The following is a 26,975-nucleotide window of genomic DNA, read 5'->3' as shown; positions in this document are numbered from 1 at the left end:
CTGGCGGAACGCAACCCATCTTTGCAGGTCAACTCAACTGAGTTTTGTAGAACCTGTACAATAAGCGGCTGAATCATGACGGAAGCCAGAGCGTTGAAGGATACCCGATCTCACAAAGGCCAGCACTTTGCCTGGCAAGAGCAGCTCAGTTTGCGCCTGCGCGAAGGTGCGCTGCTGGGCATGATCGCCCTGTGCCTGTATCTGTGCATGGCATTGTTCACCTATGATGCCAGTGATCCCGGCTGGACGCGCAGCAGCGGCACGGTGGCCGTGCAGAACGCCGGCGGCAGCATGGGCGCCTGGATCGCAGATGTGCTGCTGTTCGTGCTGGGTTATCTGGCCTATCTGTTCCCTCTCATCGTAGCGGTCAAGGTGTGGCAGATGTTCCGCCGCCGGCACCTGCCGTTCGTCTGGAACGGCTGGCTGTTCTCCTGGCGGCTGATCGGCTTTGTGCTCACGCTGCTGGCCGGTACCGCGCTGGCGGCCCTGCATGGGACCGCGCCGGACAGCTTCCCCGAAGGCGCCGGCGCCGGTGGGGTATTGGGCCAGTTGCTGCAGGATATGGCCATTCCGGTGCTGAACATGCAGGGCAGCACCTTGGTGTACCTCACTCTGTTCCTGTTCGGGATCACGGTTTTCACCAACCTGTCCTGGTTCAAGGTGATGGATCTTATCGGTCGGATTACCCTGGATCTGCTGGACCTGCTCAAGCGTGCCTGGAGCGGCTGGCTGGCACGGCGAGCCGCCGAACGGGACGAGCCGGCCTACAAGGCCCCGTCCGTGCGCCGGGAGCCGTCGGTATCGGCTGAAGAGAAACGCCAGGCCGAAGCATCCCGCGCCCAGCGTCATGAAGCCTTGACCAGGCATGTCGCCGCTCAGGAAAAACGCCAGCCGCCGAAGATCGAACCGCTGGACACCAAACCGGCGCCCGCCAGTGTGCGGACCCAGAAAGAAAAGCAGGCCCCGCTGGGCTTTGAGCCTGTGGTTCCCGGTTCACTGCCGCCAATCGGCCTGCTGGACCCACCGAGCAAGATCAACAAGGGCTTTTCGCCCGAGTCGCTGGAAGCCATGTCGCGCCTGCTGGAGATCAAACTGAAGGATTTCGGCGTCGAGGCAGAGGTGGAGAAAGTCCAGCCTGGACCGGTTATCACCCGGTTCGAAATCCAGCCGGCGCCCGGCGTCAAGGTCAGCAAGATCTCCAACCTGGCTAAGGACCTGGCGCGGTCGCTGGCGGTGATCAGTGTGCGGGTGGTGGAAGTCATCCCCGGCAAGACCACCGTCGGTATCGAGATTCCCAACGAGGATCGCGAGATCGTACGGCTGTCGGAAGTGCTGCAGACCCGCGAGTTCGACGAAGCGAGTTCGCCCGTGACGCTCGCCCTGGGGCACGACATCGGCGGCAAGCCGATCCTCGCCGATCTGGCCAAGATGCCCCACCTGCTGGTGGCCGGTACCACCGGCTCGGGTAAGTCGGTGGGTGTCAATGCCATGCTGTTGAGCATCCTGTTCAAGTCGCCGCCCGAAGAGGTACGGTTGATCATGATCGACCCGAAGATGCTGGAATTGTCGATCTACGAAGGCATTCCGCATCTGTTGTGCCCGGTGGTAACCGACATGAAGGAGGCTGCCAATTCCCTGCGTTGGTGCGTCGCGGAAATGGAGCGTCGCTACAAGCTGATGGCGGCCTTGGGCGTGCGCAACCTGGCGGGTTACAACCGCAAGGTCAAGGATGCGCAGAAGGCCGGGGAGCCGCTGACTGATCCGCTGTATCGTCGGGAAAGCATGGACGATATCCCGCCCGAGCTGCAAACCCTGCCGGTGATCGTGGTGGTGATCGACGAGTTCGCCGACATGATGATGATCGTCGGCAAGAAAGTGGAAGAGCTGATCGCCCGGATCGCCCAGAAGGCGCGGGCGGCGGGTATCCACCTGATCCTGGCGACCCAGCGCCCGTCGGTGGATGTGATCACTGGTCTGATCAAGGCCAACATCCCCACGCGGATGGCGTTCCAGGTATCGAGCAAGATCGACTCGCGGACCATTCTGGACCAGGGCGGGGCAGAGCAACTGCTTGGTCACGGTGACATGCTCTATATGCCCCCAGGCACCAGTCTGCCGGTGCGGGTACATGGCGCCTTTGTCTCCGATGGCGAAGTGCATCGGCTGGTGGATGAATGGAAGCTGCGTGGCGAGCCCGATTATATTCAGGATATTCTCGACGGCGCCGATGATGGCGGTGGCGGCAGCTTCGATGCCGGCAGCATGGGCAGTGACGGCGAAGAGGAAGATGCGCTGTACGACGAGGCTGTGCGTTTCGTCACCGAGAGCCGCCGGGCGTCCATTTCCGCGGTGCAGCGCAAGCTCAAGATTGGTTACAACCGAGCCGCGCGCATGATTGAATCCATGGAAATGGCGGGTGTCGTAACACCAATGAATACCAATGGCTCGCGCGAGGTGATCGCGCCGCCTCCTGTACGCGACTAGTTTCAGCGGAGCAACCAAACCAAGATGATCAGCACCTTACTGCGTTCCACCATTACCGCCGTGTGCCTTGCCGCGCTGCCCCTGGCGGCGCTAGCGGACGACCAGGCCGAAGCCGCCGAGCGGCTGAACGAGCTGCTGTCCCGCGCCCAGACCATGACCGGCGGCTTCTCGCAGATGACCCTGAGCTCCAACGGCGCCAACCTGCAGGAAACCACTGGCACCCTGGCGCTCAAGCGCCCCGGGATGTTCCGCTGGCATACCGATCCGCCGCTGGAACAGTTGCTGGTCTCCGATGGCGAGCGGATCTGGCTGTATGACCCGGATCTGCAGCAGGTCACCATCCAGACCGTGGACAAGCGCCTGAGCCACACACCGGCCTTGCTGCTGTCGGGTGATGTCAGCCAGTTGCAGGAAAGCTTTGATATCGACTGGAGCAAGGGCAGCAGTGTGCAGGATTTCACCTTGACGCCGAAGGACGCGGACTCCATGTTCGACAGCTTGCGGGTTTCCTTCAGCGATGGCGTGATCAATGATATGCAGATGAGTGATCCGGTTGGCCAGCGCACCAATATCCTGTTCCGCAACGTGGAGCTGAATGCGCCGCTGGACGATGCGCAGTTCACCTTCGAAGTACCTGACGGGGTCGATGTCATCAGTGAGTGACATGGATCTGTTTGCCGCCCGGACGCCGCCACATCAGCCGTTGGCGGCGCGGATGCGGCCAGCCAGCCTGGATGAGTATGCTGGCCAGCAGCACCTGCTTGGCCCAGGACGGCCGCTGCGCGTGGCGCTGGAGCAGGGCGCGCTGCATTCCATGATCTTCTGGGGGCCGCCGGGGGTGGGCAAGACCACGTTGGCCAAGCTGTTGGCTACCCTGGCGGATGCGCATTTCGTGACCATTTCCGCGGTCTTGGCCGGCGTCAAGGATATCCGCCTGGCGGTGGATCAAGCACGCCAGCATGCGGCGCAGAACGGCCGGCAGACCATCCTCTTCGTCGATGAAGTACACCGGTTCAACAAGGCTCAGCAGGACGCCTTTCTGCCCTATGTCGAAGACGGCACCCTGTTGTTCATCGGAGCCACCACCGAGAATCCGTCGTTCGAGCTGAACAACGCACTGCTGTCCCGCGCCCGGGTCTATGTGCTCAAGTCGTTGGACGAAGAAGCGCTGGATGCCTTGCTGTCACGCGCGCTCAGCGATGGAGAGCGCGGGTTGGGGCAGCATCAGTTGTCGATCAGCGCCGAGGCCAGGAGCATCCTGATCGGCGCCGCCGATGGGGACGCCCGCCGGCTGCTCAACCTGCTGGAGATCGCCGCCGATCTGGTGCCCGATGGCGGGACTATCGATGTCGAGCTGGTGGGGGATCTGCTCAATGATAACCGCCGGCGTTTCGACAAGGGCGGCGAAGCCTTCTATGACCAGATTTCCGCGCTGCACAAATCGGTGCGCGGCTCCAATCCGGACGCCTCCCTGTACTGGTATGCCCGCATGATCGATGGTGGCTGCGATCCGCTGTACATCGCCCGGCGCGTGGTGCGCATGGCCAGCGAGGATATCGGCAATGCCGATCCCCGGGCCCTTACCCTGTGTTTGCATGCCTGGGATGTCCAGGAGCGCCTCGGCAGCCCGGAAGGGGAACTCGCCATTGCCCAGGCTATTGTCTACCTGGCCTGTGCGCCGAAGAGCAATGCGGTGTACATGGGCTACAAGAAGGCCATGCAGGATGTCGCCGGCCAGTCGTCGCTGGAGCCGCCGCTGCATCTGCGCAACGCACCAACCAAGTTGATGAAGGAGCTGGGCTACAGCCAGGGCTATCGCTATGCCCATGACGAGCCCGAAGCCTACGCTGCCGGGGAAGACTACTTCCCCGAGGAACTGGAACCGCGCAGCTACTACCAGCCGGTCAGCCGTGGGCTGGAGTTGAAGATCGGCCAGAAGCTGGAGTATCTGCGCTCGCTGGACGCCGCCAGCCCGAACAAGCGCCGGCGACCATGATACAGAGCCTGCTGGCGATCGCTCTGGGTGGGGCGCTGGGCGCGATGGCTCGCTTTGGCCTGGGGCAGGGTGTCGCAACCCTGTGGCCAGGGGCCTTCCCATTGGGTACATTGCTCATCAACCTGCTGGGATGCCTGGCGATAGGTGTATTATATGGCGCGTGGCTGAACCGCCCGGAGCTGTCCCCGCTGCTGCAACAGGGACTGATGATCGGTTTCCTGGGTGCCTTTACCACTTTTTCCACCTTCTCCCTGGACGCCTGGCGTCTGTTGGAGACAGGCCAGAGCCTGCTGGCTCTGGGATATGTCCTGCTCAGTGTGTGCCTTTGTCTGATTGCCACCTGGGCCGGCCTGATGCTGACCCGCTAGTCGTCAGGCTGTAACCTGCAACCATAAGATGATGCCCGATGCTTGATCCAAAACTGGTCCGTAGCCAACCCCAACTGATCGCCGAACGCCTTGCCACCCGCGGTTATGAGCTGGACGTCAGTCTGCTCGAGTCGCTGGAAACCCGCCGCAAGGCCGTTCAGACCCGCACCGAGAACCTGCAGGCCGAACGCAACAGCCGCTCCAAATCCATCGGTCAGGCCAAAGCGCGTGGGGAGGATATCCAGCCGCTGCTGGCTGACGTGGACCGCATGGGCGATGAACTGAATGCGGCCAAGCAGGAGCTGGACGGCATTCAGGCAGAACTCGATGCCATCATGCTTGCCATCCCCAACCTGCCGGATGCCAGTGTGCCGGTGGGCTTGAGCGAGGATGACAACGTTGAAGTGCGCCAGTGGGGCACCCCGCGCCAGTTCGATTTCGAGGCCAAGGACCACGTCGCCATTGGCGAGCTGTATGGCTACCTGGATTTCGAAACTGCCGCCAAGCTGTCCGGCGCGCGCTTTGCGCTGATGCGCGGGCCGATTGCCCGGCTGCACCGTGCTCTGGCCCAGTTCATGCTGGACCTGCATGTCAACGAACACGGCTATGAAGAGGTCTATACCCCTTACCTGGTGCAGGCCGAAGCGCTGCAGGGCACCGGCCAGCTGCCCAAATTCGAGGAAGATCTGTTCAAGGTGCCGCGCGGTGAAGATCAGCGTGACCTGTATCTGATCCCCACCGCGGAGGTCTCGCTGACCAATATCGTCAGCCAGAGCATTCTCGATGCAGCCAGCCTGCCACTGAAGATGACTGCGCATACGCCGTGCTTTCGCAGTGAAGCTGGCTCAGCCGGCCGCGATACCCGTGGCATGATCCGCCAGCACCAGTTCGACAAGGTTGAGATGGTGCAGATCGTGCGCCCGGATGATTCCGAACGTGCTCTGGAGGAACTCACTGGCCACGCCGAAGACGTGCTGCAGCGCCTCGGCCTGCCATATCGCGCCCTGGCTCTGTGCACCGGTGATATGGGCTTTGGCGCGGTGAAGACCTACGATCTGGAAGTGTGGGTTCCCAGCCAGAACAAATACCGGGAAATTTCTTCCTGCTCCAGCTGTGGCGACTTCCAGGCGCGGCGCATGCAGGCGCGCTGGCGCAACCCGGAAACCGGTAAACCGGAGCTGGTTCATACCCTCAACGGCTCTGGCCTGGCGGTGGGCCGCACCCTGGTAGCGGTGCTGGAGAATTATCAGCAGGCCGATGGCAGTGTGACCGTACCCGAGGTGCTGCGCAGCTATATGGGCGGGCTCGAGCGCATCGGCTGAGTGCGGAAGCGCTTGTGTGGGAACGGCGCTGGCCGTAATTCAACGAGAGTCTCGCGTGTCGCTATCGAGAGAGGGTAAATATGGATTTTCTACCACTGTTTCATAATCTGCGTGGGCGCTTGGTATTGGTCGTTGGCGGTGGTGACATCGCCCTGCGCAAGGCGCGCCTGTTGACCGACGCCGGTGCCCGGCTGCGCGTGGTGGCGCCGGATATCACCCCTCCGCTGCACGAACTGCTGGAGCAGCATGAAGGGGAAGGGTTGCTACAGGGTTACCAAGCGGCGCAGCTGGATGGTGTGCAGCTGGTGATCGCCGCCACGGACGATGAGACGCTCAATGCCCAGGTCTCCCGCGATGCCCAGGCGCGCAACCTGCCGGTCAATGCGGTGGATGCACCGGAGCATTGCACTGTCATCTTTCCTGCCATCGTCGATCGTTCCCCCTTGATGATCGCCATCTCCAGTGGCGGTCATGCGCCGGTGTTGGCACGCCTGACCCGCGCCCGTATCGAAACCCTGTTTCCCCATACCTGGGGCCGCCTGGCGCAGCTCGCCCAACGTTTCAGGGATAAGGTCAAGGCCGCTTTTCCTGGTATCAACCAACGCCGGGTATTCTGGGAAGACGCTTTCCAGGGCGATATCGCCGAGCGGGTATTCGCCGGTCGCGATGCCGAAGCCGAACAGTTGTTGATCGCACGTCTGCAGGAGCAGAAGGGCCAATCCTACCGAGGCGAGGTCTATCTGGTCGGCGCTGGCCCGGGTGATCCGGATCTGCTGACCTTCCGCGCACTGCGTCTGATGCAGCAGGCCGATGTGGTGCTGCATGATCGGCTGGTGCCGGATACCATCATCGATCTGTGCCGGCGTGACGCGGACCGTATCTATGTGGGCAAGGCCCGCGCCAACCATGCGGTACCCCAGGAGCAGATCAATCAGTTGCTGGTGCGCCTGGCGAAGGAGGGCAAGCGGGTACTGCGCCTCAAAGGCGGCGACCCCTTCATCTTCGGTCGGGGCGGGGAGGAGATCGAGGAGCTGGCCGCCAACGGCATTCCCTTTCAGGTGGTACCGGGTATCACCGCAGCCAACGGCTGTTCCGCCTATGCCGGTATACCGCTGACCCACCGCGACCACGCCCAATCGGTACGCTTTGTCACCGGCCACCTCAAGGACGGCAGCACCAATCTGCCCTGGCAGGAACTGGTGGTGCCGGGCCAGACGGTGGTGTTCTACATGGGGCTGGTTGGGCTGCCGGTGATCTGCGAGCAATTGATCCAGCATGGCCGGGCGCCAACCACCCCCATCGCGCTGATCCAGCAGGGCACCACGTCCAGCCAGATGGTGCTGACCGGTACACTGGCCAGTATGCCAGCATTGGTCGAGCAGACTGAAATCAAGCCGCCGACCCTGCTGATCGTGGGTGAGGTGGTGAGTCTGCGCGACAAGCTGAAATGGTTCGACACGCCAGAACAAGGCTGATCCGGAGGGCATATGGCACGCAAGTTGGTAGTCAGGCGCGGGGCCAAGGTCGGAGCACCGCCCGGGACACTGGTGCATATCGGCAAGCACAAGCCGGACAGCGCGGCCATCCGCCTGATCGGTTATACCCCTGACGAGCTGTCCGAATCGGTCATCGAGGATATGGATAGCTATGCCAGGGAGACAGACGCCGAGCGCATCCTGTGGCTCAATGTCGATGGTGTCAGCGACGCAGCAGTAGTGGAAAAGCTCGGGGCGCTGTTCGAACTGCATCCGTTGGTGATGGAAGACATCCTCAATACCGACCAGCGGCCCAAGGTGGAAGACTATCAGGGCTATCTCTATATCGTGCTGCGCATGCTGCAGTTCGACCAGGGGCGGCAGCAGATTCATTCCGAGCAGCTGAGCCTGGTGCTGGGACCGAATTTCGTTCTGTCATTCCAAGAGCGCCCGGGCGATGTGTTCGAGGGAGTGCGCGAACGGCTGCGGGCCGGCCGGCGTATCCGTTTCATGCGCACCGATTATCTCGCCTACGCGCTGCTGGATGCGGTGGTGGATCATTATTTCGAAATGCTGGAATACATCGGCGAGCAGGTCGAGGCACTGGAAGACCAGTTGATCGACGCACCCGGCCCCGACACTCTGGCGCGCATCCATCACTACAAGCGGGAGATGCTGTTGTTGCGCAAGTCGATCTGGCCATTGCGCGAAGTGCTCAGCCGGTTGAGCAGGGACGAAAGCACGCTGATTTCCGAAGAAACCCGGCTCTACCTGCGTGATGTATATGACCATGCCATCCATGTGATGGACAGCATCGACACCATTCGCGAGCTACTGGTCAGCATGCTCGATCTGTATCTATCCAGCATCAGCAAGCGCATGAACGAAATCATGAAGGTGCTGACTATCTTCGCCACGTTGTTCATGCCGCTGACCTTCATTGTCGGCGTCTACGGGATGAATTTCGATGTAATGCCGGAGTTACGCTGGCGCTGGGGCTATCCAGCGGTGATGGCCCTCATGCTGGTGATCGTCGTCGGTCTGCTGGTATTCTTTCGTCGGCGACGCTGGATCTGACCCGGAACCGCTGCGCCAGGCCGTTTCCATGGGCAATTCGAGGTTGCACCTGATATGCAGCTTCGCTTCTAATCATGGGCTATATTGCATGGCGATAAACAAATAAAAACAAGGAGCATGGGATGAGCGCAGTATTGGTATTGGCGGCAGGATTGATCCTGATGGCATTGGGATATTTCGTCTATTCCAAATTCATCGCCGAGAAGATATTCCGTCTGGACCCGGACTTTCGTACGCCTGCCCATGAGTTGGAAGACGGCGTCGATTTCGTGCCCACCAACAAATACGTTCTCTGGGGTCACCATTTCACCTCGGTTGCCGGGGCCGCGCCTATTGTGGGGCCGGCCATCGCGGTCATCTGGGGTTGGGCGCCGGCGTTTCTCTGGGTGGTCTTCGGTACCATCTTCTTCGCTGGCGTGCACGATGCCGGGGCCATCTGGGCGAGTGTCCGCAACAAGGCCCGCTCCGTCGGATCGCTGACCGGTGATGTGGTCGGCAAGCGGGCACGCAGCATATTCATGATCGTCATCTTCCTGTTGCTGCTGATGGTTAACGCGGTATTCGCCGTGGTGATCGCCAACCTGATGATGTCCTTCCCTTCGGCAGTCGTGCCGGTGTGGGGCGCGATTATCGTGGCGCTGGTTATCGGACAACTGATCTATCGGCGCAAGATTGGTCTGATCACGGTATCGGTCGTCGGGGTGGCGGCCTTGTATGGTCTGATTCTGCTCGGGCCGTCAGTGCCGGTTCAGATGCCAGCTGAGGTCGCTGGCATGTCTGGTAACGCCGTCTGGATCCTGCTGCTGTTCCTCTATGCCGGTGTCGCCTCGGTATTGCCGGTGTGGATGCTGCTGCAACCCCGAGACTACATTAACGGCCTGCAACTGTTTGTCGGGCTGCTGATCCTGTATGCCGCTATCGTGCTGCTCAACCCGAGCATGATCGCGCCGATGTTCAACGACAACGTGCCGGCCGGTACGCCATCGATTCTTCCGCTACTGTTTGTGACCATCGCCTGTGGCGCCATCTCCGGCTTCCACGGCCTGGTTTCGTCAGGCACCACCTCCAAACAGCTTAATCGCGAGACCGATGCCCGCTTCGTTGGTTATTTCGGTGCGGTAGGGGAAGGCATGCTGGCCCTGGCGGCGATCCTGGTGGCGTCGGCTGGTTTTGCCACGCTGGCGGACTGGGAGACCATGTATTCCGCGTTTGGCCAGGGTGGGGTGACGGCATTCGTGCAGGGCGGTGCCTACATCATTTCCAACGCCATGGGGGTATCCGATGTATTGGCGGCCACCATGCTGACGGTAATGGCTGCGCTGTTTGCTGGTACCACCATGGATACCGGCCTGCGCCTGCAGCGCTACATCTTCCAGGAGTGGGGTGATATCTACAACATCGAGTGGATGAAGAAAGGCTTGCCGGCGACCGTACTGGCCATCGCATCCTGTCTGTTGCTGGCGTTTGGCGCCGGTGGCGCGGATGGCTCCGGCGGCATGCTGATCTGGCCCTTGTTCGGCACCACCAACCAGTTGCTGGCTGGCCTGACGCTGTTGGTCATCACCGTGATGCTGGTCCACCTGCGCCGACCGATCAGGTATACCCTGGTGCCCCTGTGCTTCGTGCTGGTAATGACGGTCATCGCGCTGGTGCTCCAGGTGCGGACCTTCTACGAACAGGGCAACTACTTCCTGCTGGCCCTGGACCTGGTGGTGCTGGTTGCGTCGATCCTGGTCGCCATGGAATGCGCCTCGGCGCTCAAGCGCCACCGCGCCATTGCGGCGCAGGAACAGCCGTGACCGGAGGGCGAGAGCCGAAGCAGCGGGGCTGGCTTGACCAGGCCCGCTTCTTCCTGGAAGAGGCCTACAGCAGCCGCTATCGCGGCGCGATTGCCCGGGCTCGACGCGATGAGGATGACCTGTTCATGCTGCTGGTCTTTGCCGAGATGATGGGTGTGCCGAACCCGGCCGCCTATTACACACTGGAGCTGCAGCCATTCTTGCTGGAACGCTTCCACGACTGGCACCGGCGCATGGGCATGGAACATTCGCCGCTGGATCACTTTCGTTGCTGTTGAGAGAATCCCATGTTTGATCTGTTGAGCCGTAGGCTGGTCTGGGTCGGCGGCAAGGGTGGCGTGGGCAAGACCACGGTGTCGGCTGCGCTGGCGGTACTCGCCGCCGAGCGCGGTCGGCGTTGCCTGGTGGTGTCCACCGACCCGGCCCACAGCCTCGGTGACGTCTTCGCCCGTGAACTGGACGACAAGCCACGCCGCATACTGCCGAATCTGGACGCCATGGAAATCGATCCGGATGCCGAGGTCGATAGCCACCTCAAGCGGGTAATGGAGCAGATGAAGGGCTTTGCCGCCCCGGAAATGCTCGGCGAACTCAAGCGGCAGATGCAATTAACGCGGCAGTCCCCGGGTACTCAGGAAGCGGCATTGCTGGAGCGCATTGCCCGGTTGATCAATGACCCGGACAGCGCATATGACCTGATCATTTTCGACACCGCGCCCATCGGTCATACACTGCGCCTGTTGTCATTGCCCGAAGCCATGGCCGCCTGGACCGATGGCCTGCTGTCACACAATCGCAAATCTGCCGAGCTGGGCAAGGTATTGCAGCACCTGACGCCAAAAGCGGGGCGCGATATCGCCACGCCCTTTGACGATCCGGAGCAGGATTCGCTGAGCACCGTGGACCGGCGATCACGGGATGTCGCCAGAACCCTGATGAACCGTCGTCGGCTGTTTCACCAGGCGCGGCGCAAGCTGGAAGATCCTGCGATCAGTGGTTTTTTGTTCGTAATGACGCCCGAGCGGCTGCCCATTCTGGAAACCGTACGGGCAGTTGCTACGCTCGCGGAAGTGGGCATTCCCGTCGTTGCGACACTGGTCAATCGGGTCATTCCCGAGCAGGCCGATGGCGACTTTCTGCGCCGCCGCCGCGAGCAGGAAGCAGTGTATCTGCAGCGGATCGATACCGAACTGAGCCAACTGCCCCGTCCGCGCTTGCCCTGGCTGGAAACCGATGTCCAGGGGCTGGAAATACTGCAGTCGATCGCCCAGCGTCTGGCGGCGCTGGGCTTCTGAGTTCAATCCTCCCGGAGGGCGGCGCTCAGGGCTTTCCCCAGAGCCTCATCCATGTGATAGGGGTCAGGCAGATAGCGCAGGCTGCCGTCCTCCATCACCTGCACCGTCCAGTAGCCGAGGATCACCTGCGGGCCATTCCTGACCCGGATCTCATGGGTTTTTCCGGTGGCTTGGAGTTTGCGGATGCGTTCTCGCTCGCTTGCGTCCAGGTTATCGAATAGATAATCCGCCAGTTCCGTTGCCTGCTCCACCCGCACACAGCCGGAGCTGACATTCCGCGCAGCCCGTTCGAACAGCGACCGGCTGGGCGTATCGTGGAGGAATACGGCAAAGGGATTTTCGAAGCGGAACACCATGGCCCCGAGCGGGTTCTCTGGCCCCGGTGGTTGACGCAACAGCACACCTTGGGGGTTGTACCAGTCGATATCCGCCGGATTCAACCGGTTACCCTGGTAATCCAGCACCTGCAGATTGCGCTCGGCAAAGTAGGCCGGATTGCTGCGGATCTGTGGCAGTTTATCCTTGCGGAAAATGGTTGGCGGAATGGTCCAGCTGGGATTGAGGGTAACCCGGTTGATGCGCGATACCATAAGCGGAGTAGCTCGGTCGGCTGTGCCCGATTGCACCCGGGATGCCCAGCGGACATCGTTGCCCTGGAATATGACCGCGGTGCTGCCAGCCGAATTGACCAGCAACACATGCTCATCCCTCCTGGCCTCCAGCCAGCGCAGACGTTCCAGGTTGATGAGTAGCTGCAGCCGACGTTCTTGCGGGGTGACGTTCAGCGCCGCCACCGTCTGCCGACCGACAATGCCGTCGCTTTGCAAACCATGGGCAACCTGGAATGCCCGGACTGCTTGTTGCAGTTGACTATCATAGCTCAGCGGCTGAGCGCGTACCGGCTCGGCAACAGAGGTGATCGGGTCGGTGAGCGGGCCGGCAGAAGGGTCTTCCCATGGCAGAAAACCTTCCAGCATGAGCCGCTGGGCCAGCTGGGGCAGGCGCTGATCGGTCGCTCCCGGCTTGATCGACGGGCCCTCGGGGAAGGCAGTGAAGACCATCGGTTCGCGGTCCATCTGTCGGTAGGCGCGGCGTAATTCCACGTATTGGGGCAGAGTGGGGCGCGCACGGTCGAATGCCCGGGACATGTCTGCTAGTCCATAGCGGGCCAGCTCGGCAACGGTCGACCGCATGGGTGGCGGATAATCCTTCGGATGCCACATGGGTTCATGGTCTTCGGGGTCCAGACGGCCGCGGCTCAGGTGCTCCAATGCTTGCAGATAAGTGCCGGTCACCCGCAGTTCTGCGCAGACATCTTCGGGCGGGTCGGCAAAGGCAAGAGCATATTCCCGCGGCTCCAGCCCGTCAGTGGCCAGCTCGAGCAACTCCTCCTGCAGGCTCTGCAAACGTTCTTCCTGTTGCCAGATGGAAATGTAGCCATTGACCTCGTAGAGCTGCTCCAGGGCTTCGTCGATCGGCATACTGCGTAGTTCCGGCAGCCCTTCACACCGCTGGGCGGTGCCTTGCATCAAGCTCTCCTGGATGGGCGTCAATGCAACCTTGACGGTGAATTCTGCCTTGGCGGGTACTGCGGCCCAGCAAAGGCAACTGACGAATAGCACTGTACATTTTTTGAGCAACAGGTAATCTCCCAACGACATTTTGGGGGCGCATCTGTTCATCCGGCCTGTTCTGCAGTATAGGCAAAGCCACGCAGACTGTTTGATAAGCAGCCGGAGAGCGACCTGTTTTCTTTATTTTTTGTTGGCTCGACCCTTTTGAGCCGAGGGGTAATTCGATGTTCGATCGTCTACGCTGCGTTGGCGTATTGACTGCTGCCTATCTCGCATTTGTAGCCGGCCCGGCGGCCGCCATGGAGACCGCCATCACCCATCCACCCACCCAATCCTACCCGCAGAGCCACTTGGCCAGCACCCTGGCCAGCCAGGCCCCTGATCTCAATCCGCAGGTACTGCTGACCGCCGTGTCGGCGATGCAATGTGCGGTCAATAGTGGCGCCGAGCCGGCCGAGCGTCTTGCCGTAATCGACTTCTCCCTGCCATCCAGCGATCAGCGCTTGTGGATCTTCGATCTGCAGACCAGGACGTTGGTGCTGCAGGATCTGGTCGCCCACGGCCAGGGCTCGGGTGATAACCTGGCGAGCAACTTCTCCAATATCGAGGGCAGCCATCAGTCGAGTATCGGCCTGTTCCGCACCCAGGAAAGCTACTTCGGCAAGCACGGCTATTCCCTGCGCATGGATGGCCTGGAGCCGGGCATCAATGATCTGGCCCGACAGCGGGCGATCGTTATTCATCCCGCCGATTATGTTGATCCCAGTTGGATCGAGCGCCATGGCCGTATCGGTCGTAGCCATGGTTGCCCGGCGGTACGCCCGGAAGTGGCGGGCATGGTGGTGGATAGTCTGAAGGGCGGGCAGTTCATGTTCTCCTGGTATCCGGATGATCATTGGCTGGCGACCTCGTCGTTCATCAATTGCCCGGTCTCCGAGGGCAGCAACATGATGGTGTCGACCCGCTGAACCGCCCCGCAGGCCGGCAGCGGCGTGATGCTGGTTGCCGGTTTGTAATCAAATTGCAATCCCTTTTCCATAACAACGCACATTTGGTATTTGGTGCGTTGCCCTCCATGAAGATATCCACCCGCTTGATGCTGGCCGGATGGGCTGGCGCTTGACCGCAGCAGCGAGGCGGTAGGGCGCCGTCGCCGGCGAATCCGGTCTGGGGCAAATGCACAACCCCTTCGGCGCGTCCGTACTCATGAGCTAGCAGCCCCTGCAGGTCGGTGACACCACCGTCTGGCTCACGAAATAGCGCCTAATTGTGAGCTGGATCACAATATTCCCTTAGGTCGTGGCGAGACAGTTATTGATTCTGCTCGCTCTGTCGCATAGAGTACTTTACAAAATAACAACAAAGAGATCCGGTATGACCACTACCGTTGAAGAGGCCGCCCAGGCGCTGCGTGAAATTGATTTGATCCGGCATCGCGCCGCCGGCTTCCAGGATTATCAGGCCGAATCCGGACAGCTGCTGCTATGGGGGCTGGCCTATGTCGTCGGATTTGCTCTCACCGCCTGCTTCCGCGATTACCTGATCCCAATCTGGGTAGTGGTCGTTCTCGTCACCATAGGCGTCGGCACCTGGATGGCCAGCCGTACCGGTGCCGACGGAGCCCGCGTCGCCTGGCGTTATCTGGCCGTCATCGGGACCTTTCTGCTGTTCTGCCTTGCCCTCAATATCGTCTTCTGGCCCCTCACACCCGAGCAGGGCGCCATGCTCGCGCCCATGTTGCTGGCGGCCCTTTACATTCTGCGTGGCATTCAGCTGCGGCCGCGCTATATGGTCATCGGCTTGCTACTCGGCACCCTGTGCCTGGGCGGCTATATCCTGTTACTCCCGGTGTTCTGGCCCTGGATGACGCTCGCCTGCGGCGGCACCCTGATCGTCTCCGGCCTCTGGCTCAGGGCGTTGTGATGCAGACACCTGATGAAATCATTCACCAGCCGGTCCGGCTGAAAGTCATGGCCGCGCTGAACACGCTGGATGCGGGGAAGTGGCTCGAGTTCGTGGCATTGCGCGCCATTGTCGAGGCTACCGATGGCAACCTCGGCGCGCATCTCACCACGCTAGAGAATGCGGGCTACGTGCTGGTCAAGAAGGATTTTGCCGGCCGCAAGCCCCGCACCCGGGTATGCCTCAGCGCCCAGGGCCGTACTGCCTTCAGCCGTTATGTCATGGCGCTGCAGGCCATTCTCGCTCCCCTGAATCCGGATGCCTCCGGCTTCGACGACAACCAATAACAACAAACGAGGTTCATATGGAAATCAATAAGCTTCGATCGCGGGCGGGTAGCTGGCAGGCAAGGCTGCGGCTGATGAGTCTATTGACGCTACTGGGTCTAGCTGGCTTGACCGGCGGTCTGGCATTGGCCCAGGCACCCGCCGCTCCCGCCAGCCCAGCGGTACAACAATCCGGCGATAGTGTCGCTCCCGCGGAGATCGTTGCCGTCGCGCCCTTCGCGGCGACCGCTGTTGAGCGCTTTGGTGTGCGCGAGATGTTCGTTCAGGCCGACCTGGTCGTGAAGTCGGTCATGATATTTCTGGTGTTCTGTTCGCTGCTGACCTGGGCGATTCTGTTCGAGAAGCTCTGGGCCTTCTCTGCCGCCAGACGACGTAACCGGGCATTCATTAACGCCTTCCGCCACGGGGATACCGCCCAACTGACCGAGCAGGCCAGCGGCAGTGCGGTCGGTCGCATCTGGCAGGCAGCACAGGCTGAGCTGAAGCATTTCGATCATCACCGGGGCAGCAACGTCACGGCTGATCAGATTAATCGCTTGCTGCAACGCATGTCGCTGAGCGCGAGCGTGGTGCAGGAAGGGGACCTGTCCCGGCTCGGCGCCATGATGGGCGTGCTGGCGACCATCGGGGCGACGGCGCCTTTCATTGGTCTGTTCGGTACGGTCTGGGGGATTCTCAACAGTTTTGCCAGTATCGCCACCATGAAGACCGCGAGCCTGGCGGTGGTCGCGCCAGGAATTGCCGAGGCGCTATTGGCAACGGCACTGGGCCTGTTCGCGGCCATACCGGCAGTGATGATCTTCAACAAGTTCGCCCGCGACATCAACGGCTTCGTTGGCACGCTGGACAACTTCTGCGCCGAGTTGCTGGCCACGGTGTCCCGGCAGATGGATGAGGCTCGCTGATCATGGCCATCCATCTTGATTCCGGACCGACGGTGAAACGCCACAGCTACCAGCAGAACGCCGAGATGAACATCACCCCGTTTGTCGATGTGATGCTGGTGCTGCTGATCATCTTCATGGTGGCGGCGCCGCTGGCTACCGTGGATGTGCCGGTGGATCTGCCCAGCAATGCCGCAGCGCCGAATGTGCCGCCGACTGATCCCGTCTATATCAGCGTGCAGGCCGATGGTCGTCTGTTCGTGCAGGAACGGTTGGTGGCGTTCGAAGAGCTGAGCGCTGCGACCCATGGTGCAACGGGGCAACGGCTGGATACCCGGTTATTCCTGCGCGGCGACCAGGCAGTGGATTACGGCACCCTGATGCGGGTAATGAACCAGTTGCAGAAATCCGGCTACCCGCGCATCAGCCTGGTGGCCATGGAAGAGCTGGTGCCCTGATGCAAGCTCACCGCGGAAACCCGCAGCGGGCCTGGCCGATACGCTTGCTGGTAATCGTGCTATCCATTGGGCTGCATGCGGCCCTGGTGGTCTGGTTGATGGACAGCCGATTCAGTCATCCGATAGTGCAGCAGTCGCAGGTAGTTGCTATCGAGCTGGTATCGCCGGTAGAGCCCGAACCGGCCCCCGAGCCCGAGCCCGAACCAGAGCCAGAGCCAGAGCCAGAGCCAGAGCCAGAGCCAGAGCCAGAGCCAGAGCCAATAGCTGAGCCGGAACCAGCACCCGAACCTCAGCCCCAGGCTGTAGCGCGAGAACCGGCGCCGGCACGGCCGGCAACCCCGCAGCGCAGCGGGCCGCCAGTGCATTCCTTCGGCGATAACCAGGACTGGGCAGCGCCGGCCCCCACGCCCATGGAAAGCCAAGTTGCGGCCCGAGGGCGGCCGGTGCCCTCCGGCTATGCCGATACGGTCAAGGGCCGGGTCACTGCACGTCTCCAGCGTCCGGAAGGATCGGTATACAAGCCGCCGCCGGGGTACAAGGGCGATCCCAATGACTTTAAGCGCCAATGTTATATCCCCTATGAAATTACCGTCGACGCCAGTGGCCGGATGTTGAGTTACGAAATTGATCGCTGTGGTGATGAGTTGCTCGACGCTGCGGCCGAGCAGGCCGTACGCGGCGCGGGGCCGTTTCCGCCGCCGCCCAATCAGGGAGCCGAGAAATATGTCATCTATGGCACCGCCATCTTCATCAAATGACACCGTTGCAGGGAAGGACTGAGAATATGCCGGTAACAACACGTTTTTCTTGCACCCTGATTGCCGCAGCGTTGCTGGGAGGCTGTGCCGCCCCAGTGCCGCCGAAGCCACCCATCGATACCACTCCCAAGGCCCGCCCGGCAGTGCAGCAGACCCGAGCCAGCTTTGCTTGTACTGGGGCCTTGCCAGCAGTGCATCGGCAGATCTGTGCTGACGATGCCCTGGCCCAGCTGGACAAGGCGTTGGTCCAGAAGCAGCACCGGCTGCAACATGAGCTGGACCCGGTAGGCAGCCTGCTGCTGGCGGCAAATCATCGACAATGGCTGCTGAGCCGAGGCGAGCAATGCGCGGTTACAATGGATACCGAGCCCAACGAGCAACTGCGCCATTGTCTTACCGGGTTGTACCAGCAGCGGCGCCGCGCATTGGATAGCTGGCCGCCGGCCGGGCCCACTGCCGGTAATGACCCCCATGCCCTGGCCAGCTACGCCGAATACCGTCTGGTGGATAATCGAGACGCCGGCGTGTGCGAGCAGACCGGCGCTGAGCTGAACCGGGATCTGCGCCGCCATGGCCTGCCGTCACCGGCGCGCTTGGATGGCGTAACGCTGATCGCCGGCAGTCACGCTCAGGTGCCGCAGGCGAGTGTCGACGGGCGCCAGGTCAGGGTCGAGCTCTACAACGCCGGGCTCTACGCCGGTTACCAGACCCGCGCCCGCGGTCTCAGCGTGGATGGCCAGCCGCTGCTGGACGATGCGACTCTGCCGTTCTGGATTGCCGAGCAGCCCAACTACGGAGGGCGTGCCCATGCGGCCTCATCGCAGACCGGTGATTACGGGACCATCGATGTATTTCGCCGGGGCGGGCAGGCCTACGTGCTGGTCAACGAAACCTGGGGCTTCTATTCGCCGGCGGCGCGGGGTGAATCGGCCTACGCCGGGTTGTATCGGCTCGATGGCGCCAACCTGCAACCGCTGTGCCTGTACCAGACCTATCTTACGCCGCCGCGGACCAACACCCTGGCCGGGTTGGCAGCCTATTCCAGGCTGGAAGCCGAGCTCAATGACATCGCTGGCGATCCATTACCGGCCATGGCTCAGCATGAGCGCCGCGACGCCTTTCAGGCCTGGAAGGAAGCGCAGTGGACGCTGCTGAATCTGCCATTGCTGGGAACCGACGCCCTGCAGCGGTACGGGCGGGAGGCGGCGCTGCATCAGCGCCAGGATCAGGCGCTGGATGCGTTGTTCGACTGGTCCGAGCGCAACCTGACCAACAAGCAGATCTACCGGCGGGTGATGCCGATGATGCAGCCGGCCTGGCAGGAGCTGCAGCAGATGTTCCTCGGCCAAGGGCTGAACGAGGCGCAGGCGCGCATTGCAGCGGATCTGCTGCTGCATGAAACCCTGGCCCGCGCCATGGAGAACCTCGCGCCACCGGCCCAGCCGGTGGCGCTGCCGCTGGCTGCCCATGCAAGCTATAACCCGCGCTACGCCGTGGCCCCCGCTCCGGGCGATCTTGAGCGCGGGCGCCAGTTTGCCACGCTGCACAGCGTGCTGCTGAACAATGCACCGGCGCCAGTGGTGCGGGATTTCATCACCTATGAATCGAATACCCTCGGCCCACGCCGTGGTCTCGGGCCCGACGACTCGCCGGCGGTAATGGCGGCGGTTCTGCGCCCGGACAATCTGCAGTTGTTGCTCAATGCCGGTTTCGACGCCGATCAACGCAACCGCTGGGGCAAGACCGCGCTCATGAGCGCCGCCGAGCACAACCAAGCCGACAGCGTGCGACTGTTGCTGGACCAAGGCGCCAATGTGCATGGTCAAACCCAGCTGCGCCCGACCATGGGCGTCGGCGGCCCGGAGCGGCGCGAGGCCGGGCAGGGCCGGCAGACCGCTCTGCTGATGGCAGCCGCTAGAGCGGATCGGACGGTTATCGAGCGACTGACCGCCGCCGGTGCGACGACCCTGGCGTGGGATGGTTACGATCGGCAGGTGTGTCAGGCGATGCAGAGCAACGACACCTTGGACACCAGCGAACGGGACCGCCTTCGCGATAGCCTGTGCGGCAGCTACGCTGCATTGCCAGCCGCTGAGCGGCAGCCGGTTGATGTACGCCAGGGCGATGTTCTGCAACATCAAGTCGACGGGGTGGAATACCGCATCAGCCTCAAGTCACGGCCCGCCATGAGTTTATTCGGCCGCTCGCTGGACCTCAGGCCTGACGAGCTCGATCGGCAATTGCCTCCACTGGCGCTGAAAATCGGTACCGCGGCCGTGCGCCGCGGCGGCATGGAGCTCACCGGCCCGCTGACGCTGCAATTGCCCGACCTGGCAGGCAGCTCCGCAAGTTCGCTGGCCATGCATGTGGGGTTCCCGGTAGCGGCCAAAGGTGGTCATGTGGCGGGATACAGCCTGTCCCAACAGCCAGCGGCCAAGGTACTCAGTGTGCTCTTCGATAGCGAACGCGATGACGCTGCCGGCACCTGGCATGCGCTGCTGAGTGCGGCCCAACTACAGAATCTGAAGCCGACCAACCAGGCTTACATCCTCCTGCACACCCGCGCGGCCGCGCCATAGAGTATCAGTTGATGGTTACAGATTAACGCTCCACGCCGGCTCGCTGCTAGACTGCCATTGTCAGCATGCGAGCAAGGCGGGGCAGGGTGAAGACAGGTTTCCGGACATTATTGATCTTGATAATCGTGACGCTGGTGGGCTGCGCCAGCTCCTTGCCGGAACGCCATTTACCTCCGAGCGTCGCGGTCAAACCCGATTACGGCTCCGAAATCGGCCGCTACGTCCGTGACCATCAGCCTGAGAATAGCGCCGGGCTGTCCGGTTTCACGCTGGTGCAAACCGGCACCGACGCGCTGGCGGCACGACTGGCGATGATCGACGGGGCCGAGCGGAGCCTGGATCTGCAGTACTACATCTACCGCGGCGATGTGACCGGCGGACTGATCGCCGAGCGTCTGCTCAGCGCCGCTGACCGCGGCGTGCGGGTGCGCCTGCTGCTTGATGATATCGGCAGCGGCCTGCGTGACTTCGACGTCGCCACGCTCAACCATCACCCCAATATCGAAGTCAGGCTGTTCAATCCCGTGACCCTGCGCGGGCGTGTGCTGAAATATTTCAGCAAGATTGGCGAATTCGGCCGCATCAACTACCGCATGCACAACAAGCTGATGGTGGTGGATAGCCAGATGTTCATTACTGGTGGACGTAATATCGGTGATGAGTACTTCTCCCTCAGCGCCATGGATTTCCAGGATATCGATATCCTGGGCATGGGCCGCATCACTCGGGACGTGACGCGCAGTTTCGATGACTACTGGAACGCCAACGAGTCGGTGCCAGTGGAAAGCATGTTCCGCCGCCCCGGCAAAGACGCCAGCCTCAAGCTGCGTAAACAGCTCGAGGCGTTGCGTGAGCGGCACGACGGGGGCGCCTATCTGCAGGCGGTGGCCGAGTCGCCCTTTCACCGGGCGCTGCATGATGACCGTATCGTCTGGCATTGGGGTGAGGCGCAATGGCTGTCGGACCCGCCCACCAAGGCCGACCCCCAGCACGACACCAATCAGGTGCCAATACTGGCACGCAAGCTGATCGGCCATGCCCGGGACAGTGAAGAAGAGCTGTTGTTGATGTCCGCCTATTTCATTCCGGGCTCCCGAGGAGAGGTTTTCCTGATCGATATGGTAGAGCACGGTGTGGATGTGCGCGTGCTGACCAATTCGCTCGCTACCACCGATGTGCTCGCGGTGCACAGTGCCTACGCCCGCTATCGCAAGCCGTTGCTCAAGGGCGGTGTGCGAGTCTGGGAGCTCCAGCGCCAGTCCACCCAGCAAGAACGGACCAGCACCTTCCTCGGCGAATCCCAGGCCAGTTTGCATGCCAAGGCCTTCGTCTTTGATCGGGATAAGGTGTTCGTCGGCTCGGTCAATCTCGATCCGCGCTCCATCGTCCTGAATACCGAGGCGGGCGTGCTGGTGCATCAGGCCGACTTGGCGCAAGCGCTGGCTGGCCTGTTTCGCCACTGGACCTCAGGTGAATTCGCCTTTGAGCTGAAACTCGACGATAACGATCAACTGCGCTGGGAGTCCTCTGAACAAAGCTGGGATCGGGAACCCCATGCCAGCCGCTTCCGCCGCACCGCGGCCTGGTTCCTCGGCTGGCTGCCGATCGAGGGGCAGCTCTAGGAGGCTGCCCCTGTACCTGCTTCCCGCGTTTGACGTAGGATGAGCGAAATTTTCCTTGCAGGCCTCGCATGTTTCGGATCGTTCTGCTGTCGCTGGTCACTTTCCTGATGATTCTCAGTAGCCTGTGGGCAGTGCTGGCACTGTGGTTTCAGGCACCGGGTGGTGGGGCGGGGCGCTATGGGTTTCCGCTGTTGTGGCTGCTTGGTCTGGTAGCGCTGCTGTACTGGTTCTGGCTGGGAGGTAGCTGGTGGCAAAGCCTGTTGGTGTACATCGCCCTGTTCGCCCTGCTGGTTGTCTGGTGGGGGACAATCAAGCCGAGCAATCAACGGGACTGGGCTGATGACCTGGCCCACATCACCACGGGCACCGTCGATGGCCGACAGGTCAGGCTGGATAATGTGCGCAATTTCCATTGGCGCAGTCAGCAGGACTACGACATCGGTTGGGAAAGCCGCGTATATGATCTGTCCCGCCTGCGCTCGGTGGACATGTTCACCTCCAATTGGGGGCTGGCGGCCATCTCCCATGTCCTGGTGTCATTTGGCTTCAGCGACGGCGAGCATGTGGCGTTCTCGGTGGAGATTCGCCGGGAGAGGCATGAAAGGTTTTCCGAGCTGGGTGGTTTCTTCAAGCAATTCGAATTGAGCATCATCGCCGCCGATGAGCGCGACATTGTGCGGGTGCGCAGCAACGTGCGTCACGAGGAGCTTGAGCTGTATCGCATCAATCTGGGCCCGGCTGATGCGCGCGAGCTGTTTCGCTCTTTCGTAGTACAGGCCAACCAGCTCGCTGAGCAGCCCCGTTTCTACCATACGGTGACCGGCAACTGCACCACCATCGTGTATTCGATGATGAAGAAGATCGTCGATGGCCTGCCGCTGGACCACCGGCTATTGCTGACTGGCTATCTACCGGCCTATGTTCATGAGGTAGGTGGCATGGTCCCTGGCCTGTCACTGGCGGAGCTGCAGCGCCGCGGTCGGATTACCCGGCAGGCTCGGGAGGCGGATACGGCTCCCGATTTCTCGGCGCTGATTCGCCGTGGTGTGCCGGGCTGGGAGTAGACGGCACGGCCATTGCATTGCCTCCCGCCTGGGGGTAATGGGGCTCCGTAGCCAGATTCATTCGATGAGGTGAAATGTGAAGATCGGTATTTTGCAATGTGATGATGTGAAGCAAAGCCTGCAGACGCAATACGGCAATTATCCGCAGATGTTCGCCACTCTATTGCAAGAGCTGTTGCCCGACTGCGAATTGCCGGTGTACCGGGTGCTGGATGGGCAATTGCCCGCTGGCGCAGACGAATGCGATGCCTGGCTGATCACCGGTAGCAAGTTCGGGGTGAATGATGGCCTGCCCTGGATAGAGGCGCTGTGCGAATTCGTACGCACCCTTTGGGAGCAGAGAATCCCCCTGGTCGGCATCTGCTTCGGCCACCAGCTGATGGCCCGGGCGCTGGGCGGCACGGTTCGGCAGTCGGAAAAGGGCTGGGGGGTGGGCATGTCGTTCAACCAGGTGCTCGAGCGCAAGCCGTGGATGGAGCCCTTCCAGACTCATCTGGACCTGCTGGTCAGTCATCAGGATCAGGTGGTGATCCTGCCGCCGCAAGCCGAGGTACTGGCCAGCAGCGAGTTCTGTCCATACTACTTGATCCAGTACGGCGACAATTTTCTCAGCGTGCAGGGGCATCCCGAGTTCTGCAAAGGCTATTGCCGGGATCTGATGCAGCTGCGTGAACGGACATTGCCACCGGCGCGTCTGCGAGCCGGCCTGGCGTCGCTGAGTGCCGAGCCGGACAGCCTGCTGATGATGCGCTGGATCGTGCGTTTTCTGCACGACGCCAGAAGCGCGGCAAGCGAGCCCCAATGCCGCGACGCAGCGGGTGTGGCCGGATGATCCAGTTGTCACCAACCGTCGCGCTGGACGAGAACGAGCTGGAGTTAACCGCCATTCGCGCCCAGGGCGCCGGCGGCCAGAACGTCAACAAGGTTTCCAGCGCGATCCACCTGCGCTTTGATATTCAGGCGTCGAGCCTGCCGGATTTCTACAAGGAACGGCTGCTGCAGTTCAAGGATCAGCGCATCAGCAAGGAAGGGATCGTGGTGATCAAGGCGCAGCAGCATCGCACCCAGGAAAAGAACCGGGACGATGCCATTGCGCGCTTGGTGCAGATGATTCAGGAAGCCACCGTGGTGGAAAAGCCGCGCCGCCCGACCAGGGCCACCAAGAGCTCGCAGAAGCGGCGCATGGACAGCAAGACCCAGCGCGGCAAGATCAAGGCGCTGCGTGGCCGGGTCGATGACTGATCCCCTTATTCCAGATCGGCGTCCATGATGCGCTGGATGCGCTCTTCTTCCTCGGCCATGGCCGCCTTGATCTCGGCAACCACTGAATCGACATCCGCGCTCTCGTCGCTTTCATCGAACTGCCCGGTGAGTGGTGTGTCCGGCGTCAGCTTGCCTTCTTCATAGAGCGCCCACATTTCCTTGGCGTAGCGCGTACTCAATAGCTCGGGGGCGTACTGGCCATAGTAGAGCGACATGTTGGTGACATCCCGCTGCAGCATGGAGAAAGCATTATTGTTGGCCGCGGCATCCACTGCCTGGGGCAGATCGATGATGACCGGGCCGTACTCGTCGACCAGCACGTTGAACTCCGACAGGTCACCATGCACCAGACCTTCGCAGAGCATGCGCTTGACGAACTCCATGACCAGGGCGTGATCCTCCAGAGCCTGCTCGGCGGACATGGAAACATCGTTCAGACGCGGGGCTACCATACCCTCTTCGTCGGTCACGAGCTCCATCAGCAGTACGCCGTCAAAACAGCCGTAGGGTTTGGGCACCCGCACGCCAGCTGCGGCAAGCCGGTACAGCGCATCCACTTCGGCGTTCTGCCAGATGCTTTCCTGCTGCTCCCGACCGAACCTGGAGCCTTTCTCCATCGCCCGCGCGCGCCGGGAGTTGCGCACCTTGCGGCCTTCCTGATACAGCGCGGCCTGCTTGAAGCTGCGCTTGTCTGCTTCCTTGTACACCTTGGCGCAGCGGATCGCATCGCCGCAGCGCACGACATAGACTGCAGCTTCCTTGCCGCTCATCAATGGGCGGATGACTTCGTCGACAAGGCCATCGTCGACCAGGGGTTGAATTCTCGGGGGTATTTTCATTGCGCCGTTATACCCTTATCCGGCGTTTTTATCAGCCCCCCGGTAGGCTTTCCGGTGAAAAATCAATCAACCAGGGCGGCGTTGACCAGTGCCCGCAGCTCCTGACGGATCATGTAACTGGAGGAGGGGATCAGTTGGGTCATGAAAATCACGATCAGATCCTCCACCGGATCGATGAAGAAGGTGGTGCCGGCCATGCCGCCCCAACCGTATTCCCCCGGCGAGCCGATGGTCTGGGATTTGGCTATATCGGTTTTCACGGCGAAGCCCAGCCCGAAACCGGAGCCGTCATAGGGCGTCTCGCTGAAGCCGCCGGTGGATACGGAGGGCAGGTCGGTATTGTTCGGCAGGTGGTTGAGGCGCATGAACTCCAGCGTCTTGCGTCCGATGATGCGTGCGCCGTCCAGCTCGCCGCCGTTGGCCAGGGCCTGGGCGAAGCGGTAGTAATCGCCGAGAGTAGAGATCAGCCCGCCGCCGCCTGAAAGATAGCCATGGCGCCGGGTGAAGTGCGAGCTTTGTGGGTCGTCCTGCAGGCTGAAGGTATCGCCATCCTGGTACTGATAGCAGGCCGCAAAACGTGCCAGCTTGTCCTCAGGTACAGTGAAAAAGGTGTCCTGCATGCCCAGAGGTCGGAAAACATGGGCTGCAAAATAATCATCCAGAGGTTTGCCGGACAATACCTGGACCAGGTAGCCGCACACATCCGTTGCCAGCGAGTAGTTCCAGGCGCTGCCCGGGGAGAACTCCAGGGGCAGCCGGGACAACTCATCGATCAGACCCTCCAGGGTCAGGCCGGAGTGGCCATCCAGCCTGAGTTCACGGTAGGCAGCATCCACATTGGTGCGGCAGGAAAAGCCATAGCTCAGTCCGGACTGGTGGGTCAGAAGATCGCGAATCGTCATCGGCCGTGCTGGCGGCGTGGTGATGAACTGCGGATGGACTCCAGACTTGTACACCTGCAGATTGCGCCAGGACGGGATGTACTTGTGCACCGGATCGTCGAGCAAAAAACGCCCCTGCTCATACAGCTGCATCAGCGCGATAGAGGTGATCGGCTTGGTCATCGAATAGATGCGATACAGCGTGTCGCTGTTGGCGGGCAGAGCCCGCTCGACATCCATCAGCCCCTGGGTCTGCTGCCACACCACCTGGCCATGGCGGGCCACCAGCGTCGCCGCGCAAGGCAGTTTGCCGGGCGCAAGGTAATTGTTTTCCAGATGCTCGGCAATGCGGTTCAGTCGGTTCAGGTCCATACCGGCAACAATGGGGGAATCGGCCATCGGGTTCTCCAGGCTAGCGGCGAAACAGGCCCTCGATAGTAACGTGAATGTAGCGGGGCAGGGCAAGGGGCCGCCCCCGGCAGGCAATATTTTTTTCTTCCGCCTACTTGTGAAGAACCGGGTAACAGGCGTAAAAATCTCTTCCGAAAAACGAATGAGGATTGCCATGCGATGAGCGAATTTTCACCCTGCCTGGACTGCGGTGCCTGTTGCTCCACCTTCCGAGTCTCCTTCTATTGGGGCGAGGCCGATAGCGCGCCCGGCGGGCTGGTGCCTGAGCGACTGACCGAAAAGGTCACTCCCTACCTGAGCTGCATGCAAGGGACCAACCAGCCGTCACCTCGTTGCGTGGCGCTGATGGGCGAAGTAGGGGATGCGGTCCGCTGCAGCATCTATGAAAAGCGCTCCAGCACCTGTCGCGAGTTTCCTTATCATGGTGAAAATGGCCTGGACAGCCCGGACTGCCAGCGGGCCCGGGCCCTGCATGGATTGCCTCCGCTGCCGTCTAATCCACGGGGGCCGGGGTTGATACCAATCGTGGCGGCCTGAAGGGCAGAGCAATATCTCGACAAATACAAAAAAGCCCCGA

25 protein-coding genes are annotated in these 26,975 nt (G+C 61.5%); 22 read left to right on the top strand and 3 right to left on the bottom strand.

All coding sequences use genetic code 11. The features are described from left to right. Positions 1–75 precede the first annotated feature (75 nt). The 10 genes from QAO71_RS08560 to QAO71_RS08515 all read left to right on the top strand — a co-directional run bounded on the left by QAO71_RS08560 (position 76) and on the right by QAO71_RS08515 (position 11,816). Entirely contained in the window at positions 76–2,484 is a 2,409-nt protein-coding gene (locus QAO71_RS08560) for a DNA translocase FtsK (RefSeq protein WP_280164181.1), read from the top strand. A 24-nt stretch (positions 2,485–2,508) separates the two neighbouring features. After that, positions 2,509–3,147: an outer membrane lipoprotein chaperone LolA gene (gene lolA / locus QAO71_RS08555; RefSeq protein WP_074778615.1), complete on the top strand. Its 639-nt coding sequence runs from the start codon at positions 2,509–2,511 to the stop codon at positions 3,145–3,147. A gap of 1 nt (position 3,148) precedes the next feature. Then, positions 3,149–4,480, top strand: coding sequence for a replication-associated recombination protein A (locus QAO71_RS08550; protein ID WP_074778617.1), 1,332 nt, complete (start codon positions 3,149–3,151; stop codon positions 4,478–4,480). After that, entirely contained in the window at positions 4,477–4,848 is a 372-nt protein-coding gene (gene crcB / locus QAO71_RS08545) for a fluoride efflux transporter CrcB (RefSeq protein ID WP_136869472.1), read from the top strand. Before QAO71_RS08550 ends, crcB begins: the two co-directional genes overlap by 4 nt. Positions 4,849–4,886: 38 nt before the next feature. Further along, positions 4,887–6,170, top strand: coding sequence for a serine--tRNA ligase (gene serS, locus QAO71_RS08540; RefSeq protein WP_136869471.1), 1,284 nt, complete (start codon positions 4,887–4,889; stop codon positions 6,168–6,170). Positions 6,171–6,250: 80 nt separating this feature from the next. Continuing rightward, entirely contained in the window at positions 6,251–7,645 is a 1,395-nt protein-coding gene (gene cysG, locus QAO71_RS08535; protein ID WP_074778623.1) for a siroheme synthase CysG, read from the top strand. Positions 7,646–7,657: 12 nt separating this feature from the next. Continuing rightward, positions 7,658–8,722 (top strand): magnesium/cobalt transporter CorA, encoded by a 1,065-nt coding sequence (gene corA, locus QAO71_RS08530; protein ID WP_074778625.1) that lies wholly within the window; start codon positions 7,658–7,660, stop codon positions 8,720–8,722. 122 nt (positions 8,723–8,844) lie between these two features. Beyond that, positions 8,845–10,521, top strand: coding sequence for a carbon starvation protein A (locus QAO71_RS08525; RefSeq protein ID WP_280164180.1), 1,677 nt, complete (start codon positions 8,845–8,847; stop codon positions 10,519–10,521). 53 nt (positions 10,522–10,574) lie between these two features. Further along, positions 10,575–10,799, top strand: a complete 225-nt coding sequence (locus QAO71_RS08520; protein ID WP_211242654.1) for a cory-CC-star protein — start codon at positions 10,575–10,577, stop codon at positions 10,797–10,799. 9 nt (positions 10,800–10,808) lie between these two features. Beyond that, the gene (locus QAO71_RS08515; protein WP_193075092.1) at positions 10,809–11,816 is read left to right on the top strand and encodes an ArsA family ATPase; all 1,008 of its coding nucleotides are present in this window, start codon (positions 10,809–10,811) and stop codon (positions 11,814–11,816) included. A 2-nt stretch (positions 11,817–11,818) separates the two neighbouring features. Here the strand turns inward: QAO71_RS08515 and QAO71_RS08510 are convergent, their stop codons facing one another. Further along, entirely contained in the window at positions 11,819–13,345 is a 1,527-nt protein-coding gene (locus tag QAO71_RS08510) for a L,D-transpeptidase family protein (protein ID WP_280164179.1), read from the bottom strand. A gap of 344 nt (positions 13,346–13,689) precedes the next feature. Here QAO71_RS08510 and QAO71_RS08505 point away from each other — a divergent pair, with 344 nt between their 5' ends. The 11 genes from QAO71_RS08505 (at position 13,690) to arfB (ending at position 24,246) form a co-directional block, all read left to right on the top strand. Then, positions 13,690–14,358, top strand: coding sequence for a murein L,D-transpeptidase catalytic domain family protein (locus QAO71_RS08505; RefSeq protein ID WP_280165669.1), 669 nt, complete (start codon positions 13,690–13,692; stop codon positions 14,356–14,358). 406 nt (positions 14,359–14,764) lie between these two features. After that, complete coding sequence (locus QAO71_RS08500) at positions 14,765–15,313, top strand: hypothetical protein (RefSeq protein WP_074778633.1); 549 nt, start codon at positions 14,765–14,767, stop codon at positions 15,311–15,313. Next, entirely contained in the window at positions 15,313–15,639 is a 327-nt protein-coding gene (locus QAO71_RS08495) for a transcriptional regulator (protein ID WP_136869467.1), read from the top strand. The genes QAO71_RS08500 and QAO71_RS08495 overlap by 1 nt, the downstream gene beginning before the upstream one ends. A 17-nt stretch (positions 15,640–15,656) precedes the next feature. Beyond that, positions 15,657–16,544 carry a MotA/TolQ/ExbB proton channel family protein gene (locus QAO71_RS08490; RefSeq protein WP_280164178.1) on the top strand — a complete coding sequence of 296 codons (888 nt, stop codon included), beginning with the start codon at positions 15,657–15,659 and terminating at the stop codon, positions 16,542–16,544. A 2-nt stretch (positions 16,545–16,546) separates the two neighbouring features. Continuing rightward, positions 16,547–16,981 carry a TonB system transport protein ExbD gene (gene exbD / locus QAO71_RS08485; RefSeq protein WP_074778638.1) on the top strand — a complete coding sequence of 145 codons (435 nt, stop codon included), beginning with the start codon at positions 16,547–16,549 and terminating at the stop codon, positions 16,979–16,981. After that, positions 16,981–17,739, top strand: a complete 759-nt coding sequence (locus tag QAO71_RS08480) for a TonB family protein (protein ID WP_280164177.1) — start codon at positions 16,981–16,983, stop codon at positions 17,737–17,739. The genes exbD and QAO71_RS08480 overlap by 1 nt, the downstream gene beginning before the upstream one ends. A gap of 26 nt (positions 17,740–17,765) precedes the next feature. After that, positions 17,766–20,318 (top strand): ankyrin repeat domain-containing protein, encoded by a 2,553-nt coding sequence (locus tag QAO71_RS08475; protein WP_280164176.1) that lies wholly within the window; start codon positions 17,766–17,768, stop codon positions 20,316–20,318. A gap of 110 nt (positions 20,319–20,428) precedes the next feature. After that, a complete protein-coding gene (locus QAO71_RS08470) occupies positions 20,429–21,940 on the top strand; it encodes a phospholipase D family protein (RefSeq protein ID WP_051610845.1) in 1,512 nt (503 codons plus the stop codon). A 68-nt stretch (positions 21,941–22,008) separates the two neighbouring features. Beyond that, positions 22,009–23,004 (top strand): DUF4105 domain-containing protein, encoded by a 996-nt coding sequence (locus tag QAO71_RS08465; RefSeq protein ID WP_280164175.1) that lies wholly within the window; start codon positions 22,009–22,011, stop codon positions 23,002–23,004. 76 nt (positions 23,005–23,080) lie between these two features. Continuing rightward, positions 23,081–23,836, top strand: a complete 756-nt coding sequence (locus tag QAO71_RS08460) for a gamma-glutamyl-gamma-aminobutyrate hydrolase family protein (RefSeq protein ID WP_280164174.1) — start codon at positions 23,081–23,083, stop codon at positions 23,834–23,836. Beyond that, the gene (gene arfB, locus QAO71_RS08455; RefSeq protein WP_036989739.1) at positions 23,833–24,246 is read left to right on the top strand and encodes an alternative ribosome rescue aminoacyl-tRNA hydrolase ArfB; all 414 of its coding nucleotides are present in this window, start codon (positions 23,833–23,835) and stop codon (positions 24,244–24,246) included. The genes QAO71_RS08460 and arfB overlap by 4 nt, the downstream gene beginning before the upstream one ends. Before the next feature lie 5 nt (positions 24,247–24,251). On the opposite strand, the gene QAO71_RS08450 is transcribed toward arfB, so the two are convergent. Then, positions 24,252–25,106, bottom strand: coding sequence for a PA4780 family RIO1-like protein kinase (locus tag QAO71_RS08450; protein WP_074778647.1), 855 nt, complete (start codon positions 25,104–25,106; stop codon positions 24,252–24,254). Positions 25,107–25,168: 62 nt separating this feature from the next. Further along, the gene (locus QAO71_RS08445) at positions 25,169–26,386 is read right to left on the bottom strand and encodes a serine hydrolase domain-containing protein (protein WP_074778648.1); all 1,218 of its coding nucleotides are present in this window, start codon (positions 26,384–26,386) and stop codon (positions 25,169–25,171) included. 171 nt (positions 26,387–26,557) lie between these two features. Between QAO71_RS08445 and QAO71_RS08440 the strand changes: the two genes are divergently transcribed. Next, positions 26,558–26,935 carry a YkgJ family cysteine cluster protein gene (locus tag QAO71_RS08440; protein ID WP_136869462.1) on the top strand — a complete coding sequence of 126 codons (378 nt, stop codon included), beginning with the start codon at positions 26,558–26,560 and terminating at the stop codon, positions 26,933–26,935. Positions 26,936–26,975 lie beyond the last annotated feature (40 nt).

The sequence above is a fragment of the Halopseudomonas sp. SMJS2 genome (genome assembly GCF_029866945.1).
In the GTDB taxonomy this organism is placed as follows: domain Bacteria; phylum Pseudomonadota; class Gammaproteobacteria; order Pseudomonadales; family Pseudomonadaceae; genus Halopseudomonas; species Halopseudomonas bauzanensis.
The sequence above is the reverse complement of the archived record's forward strand: the minus strand, read 5'-3'. Positions and strand labels throughout refer to the sequence as shown.

Coding starts and splice junctions, on each gene's coding strand:
- corA (WP_074778625.1), top strand. CDS start 7,658: ATGGCACGCAAGTTGGTAGTCAGGCGCGGGGCCAAGGTCGGAGCACCG.
- QAO71_RS08465 (WP_280164175.1), top strand. CDS start 22,009: ATGTTTCGGATCGTTCTGCTGTCGCTGGTCACTTTCCTGATGATTCTC.
- QAO71_RS08475 (WP_280164176.1), top strand. CDS start 17,766: ATGCCGGTAACAACACGTTTTTCTTGCACCCTGATTGCCGCAGCGTTG.
- QAO71_RS08550 (WP_074778617.1), top strand. CDS start 3,149: ATGGATCTGTTTGCCGCCCGGACGCCGCCACATCAGCCGTTGGCGGCG.
- QAO71_RS08510 (WP_280164179.1), bottom strand. CDS start 13,345: ATGCAAGGCACCGCCCAGCGGTGTGAAGGGCTGCCGGAACTACGCAGT.
- QAO71_RS08495 (WP_136869467.1), top strand. CDS start 15,313: ATGCAGACACCTGATGAAATCATTCACCAGCCGGTCCGGCTGAAAGTC.
- QAO71_RS08525 (WP_280164180.1), top strand. CDS start 8,845: ATGAGCGCAGTATTGGTATTGGCGGCAGGATTGATCCTGATGGCATTG.
- QAO71_RS08450 (WP_074778647.1), bottom strand. CDS start 25,106: ATGAAAATACCCCCGAGAATTCAACCCCTGGTCGACGATGGCCTTGTC.
- QAO71_RS08560 (WP_280164181.1), top strand. CDS start 76: ATGACGGAAGCCAGAGCGTTGAAGGATACCCGATCTCACAAAGGCCAG.
- QAO71_RS08515 (WP_193075092.1), top strand. CDS start 10,809: ATGTTTGATCTGTTGAGCCGTAGGCTGGTCTGGGTCGGCGGCAAGGGT.
- lolA (WP_074778615.1), top strand. CDS start 2,509: ATGATCAGCACCTTACTGCGTTCCACCATTACCGCCGTGTGCCTTGCC.
- exbD (WP_074778638.1), top strand. CDS start 16,547: ATGGCCATCCATCTTGATTCCGGACCGACGGTGAAACGCCACAGCTAC.
- QAO71_RS08480 (WP_280164177.1), top strand. CDS start 16,981: ATGCAAGCTCACCGCGGAAACCCGCAGCGGGCCTGGCCGATACGCTTG.
- cysG (WP_074778623.1), top strand. CDS start 6,251: ATGGATTTTCTACCACTGTTTCATAATCTGCGTGGGCGCTTGGTATTG.
- QAO71_RS08445 (WP_074778648.1), bottom strand. CDS start 26,386: ATGGCCGATTCCCCCATTGTTGCCGGTATGGACCTGAACCGACTGAAC.
- crcB (WP_136869472.1), top strand. CDS start 4,477: ATGATACAGAGCCTGCTGGCGATCGCTCTGGGTGGGGCGCTGGGCGCG.
- QAO71_RS08440 (WP_136869462.1), top strand. CDS start 26,558: ATGAGCGAATTTTCACCCTGCCTGGACTGCGGTGCCTGTTGCTCCACC.
- QAO71_RS08500 (WP_074778633.1), top strand. CDS start 14,765: ATGACCACTACCGTTGAAGAGGCCGCCCAGGCGCTGCGTGAAATTGAT.
- QAO71_RS08505 (WP_280165669.1), top strand. CDS start 13,690: ATGGAGACCGCCATCACCCATCCACCCACCCAATCCTACCCGCAGAGC.
- QAO71_RS08490 (WP_280164178.1), top strand. CDS start 15,657: ATGGAAATCAATAAGCTTCGATCGCGGGCGGGTAGCTGGCAGGCAAGG.
- serS (WP_136869471.1), top strand. CDS start 4,887: ATGCTTGATCCAAAACTGGTCCGTAGCCAACCCCAACTGATCGCCGAA.
- arfB (WP_036989739.1), top strand. CDS start 23,833: ATGATCCAGTTGTCACCAACCGTCGCGCTGGACGAGAACGAGCTGGAG.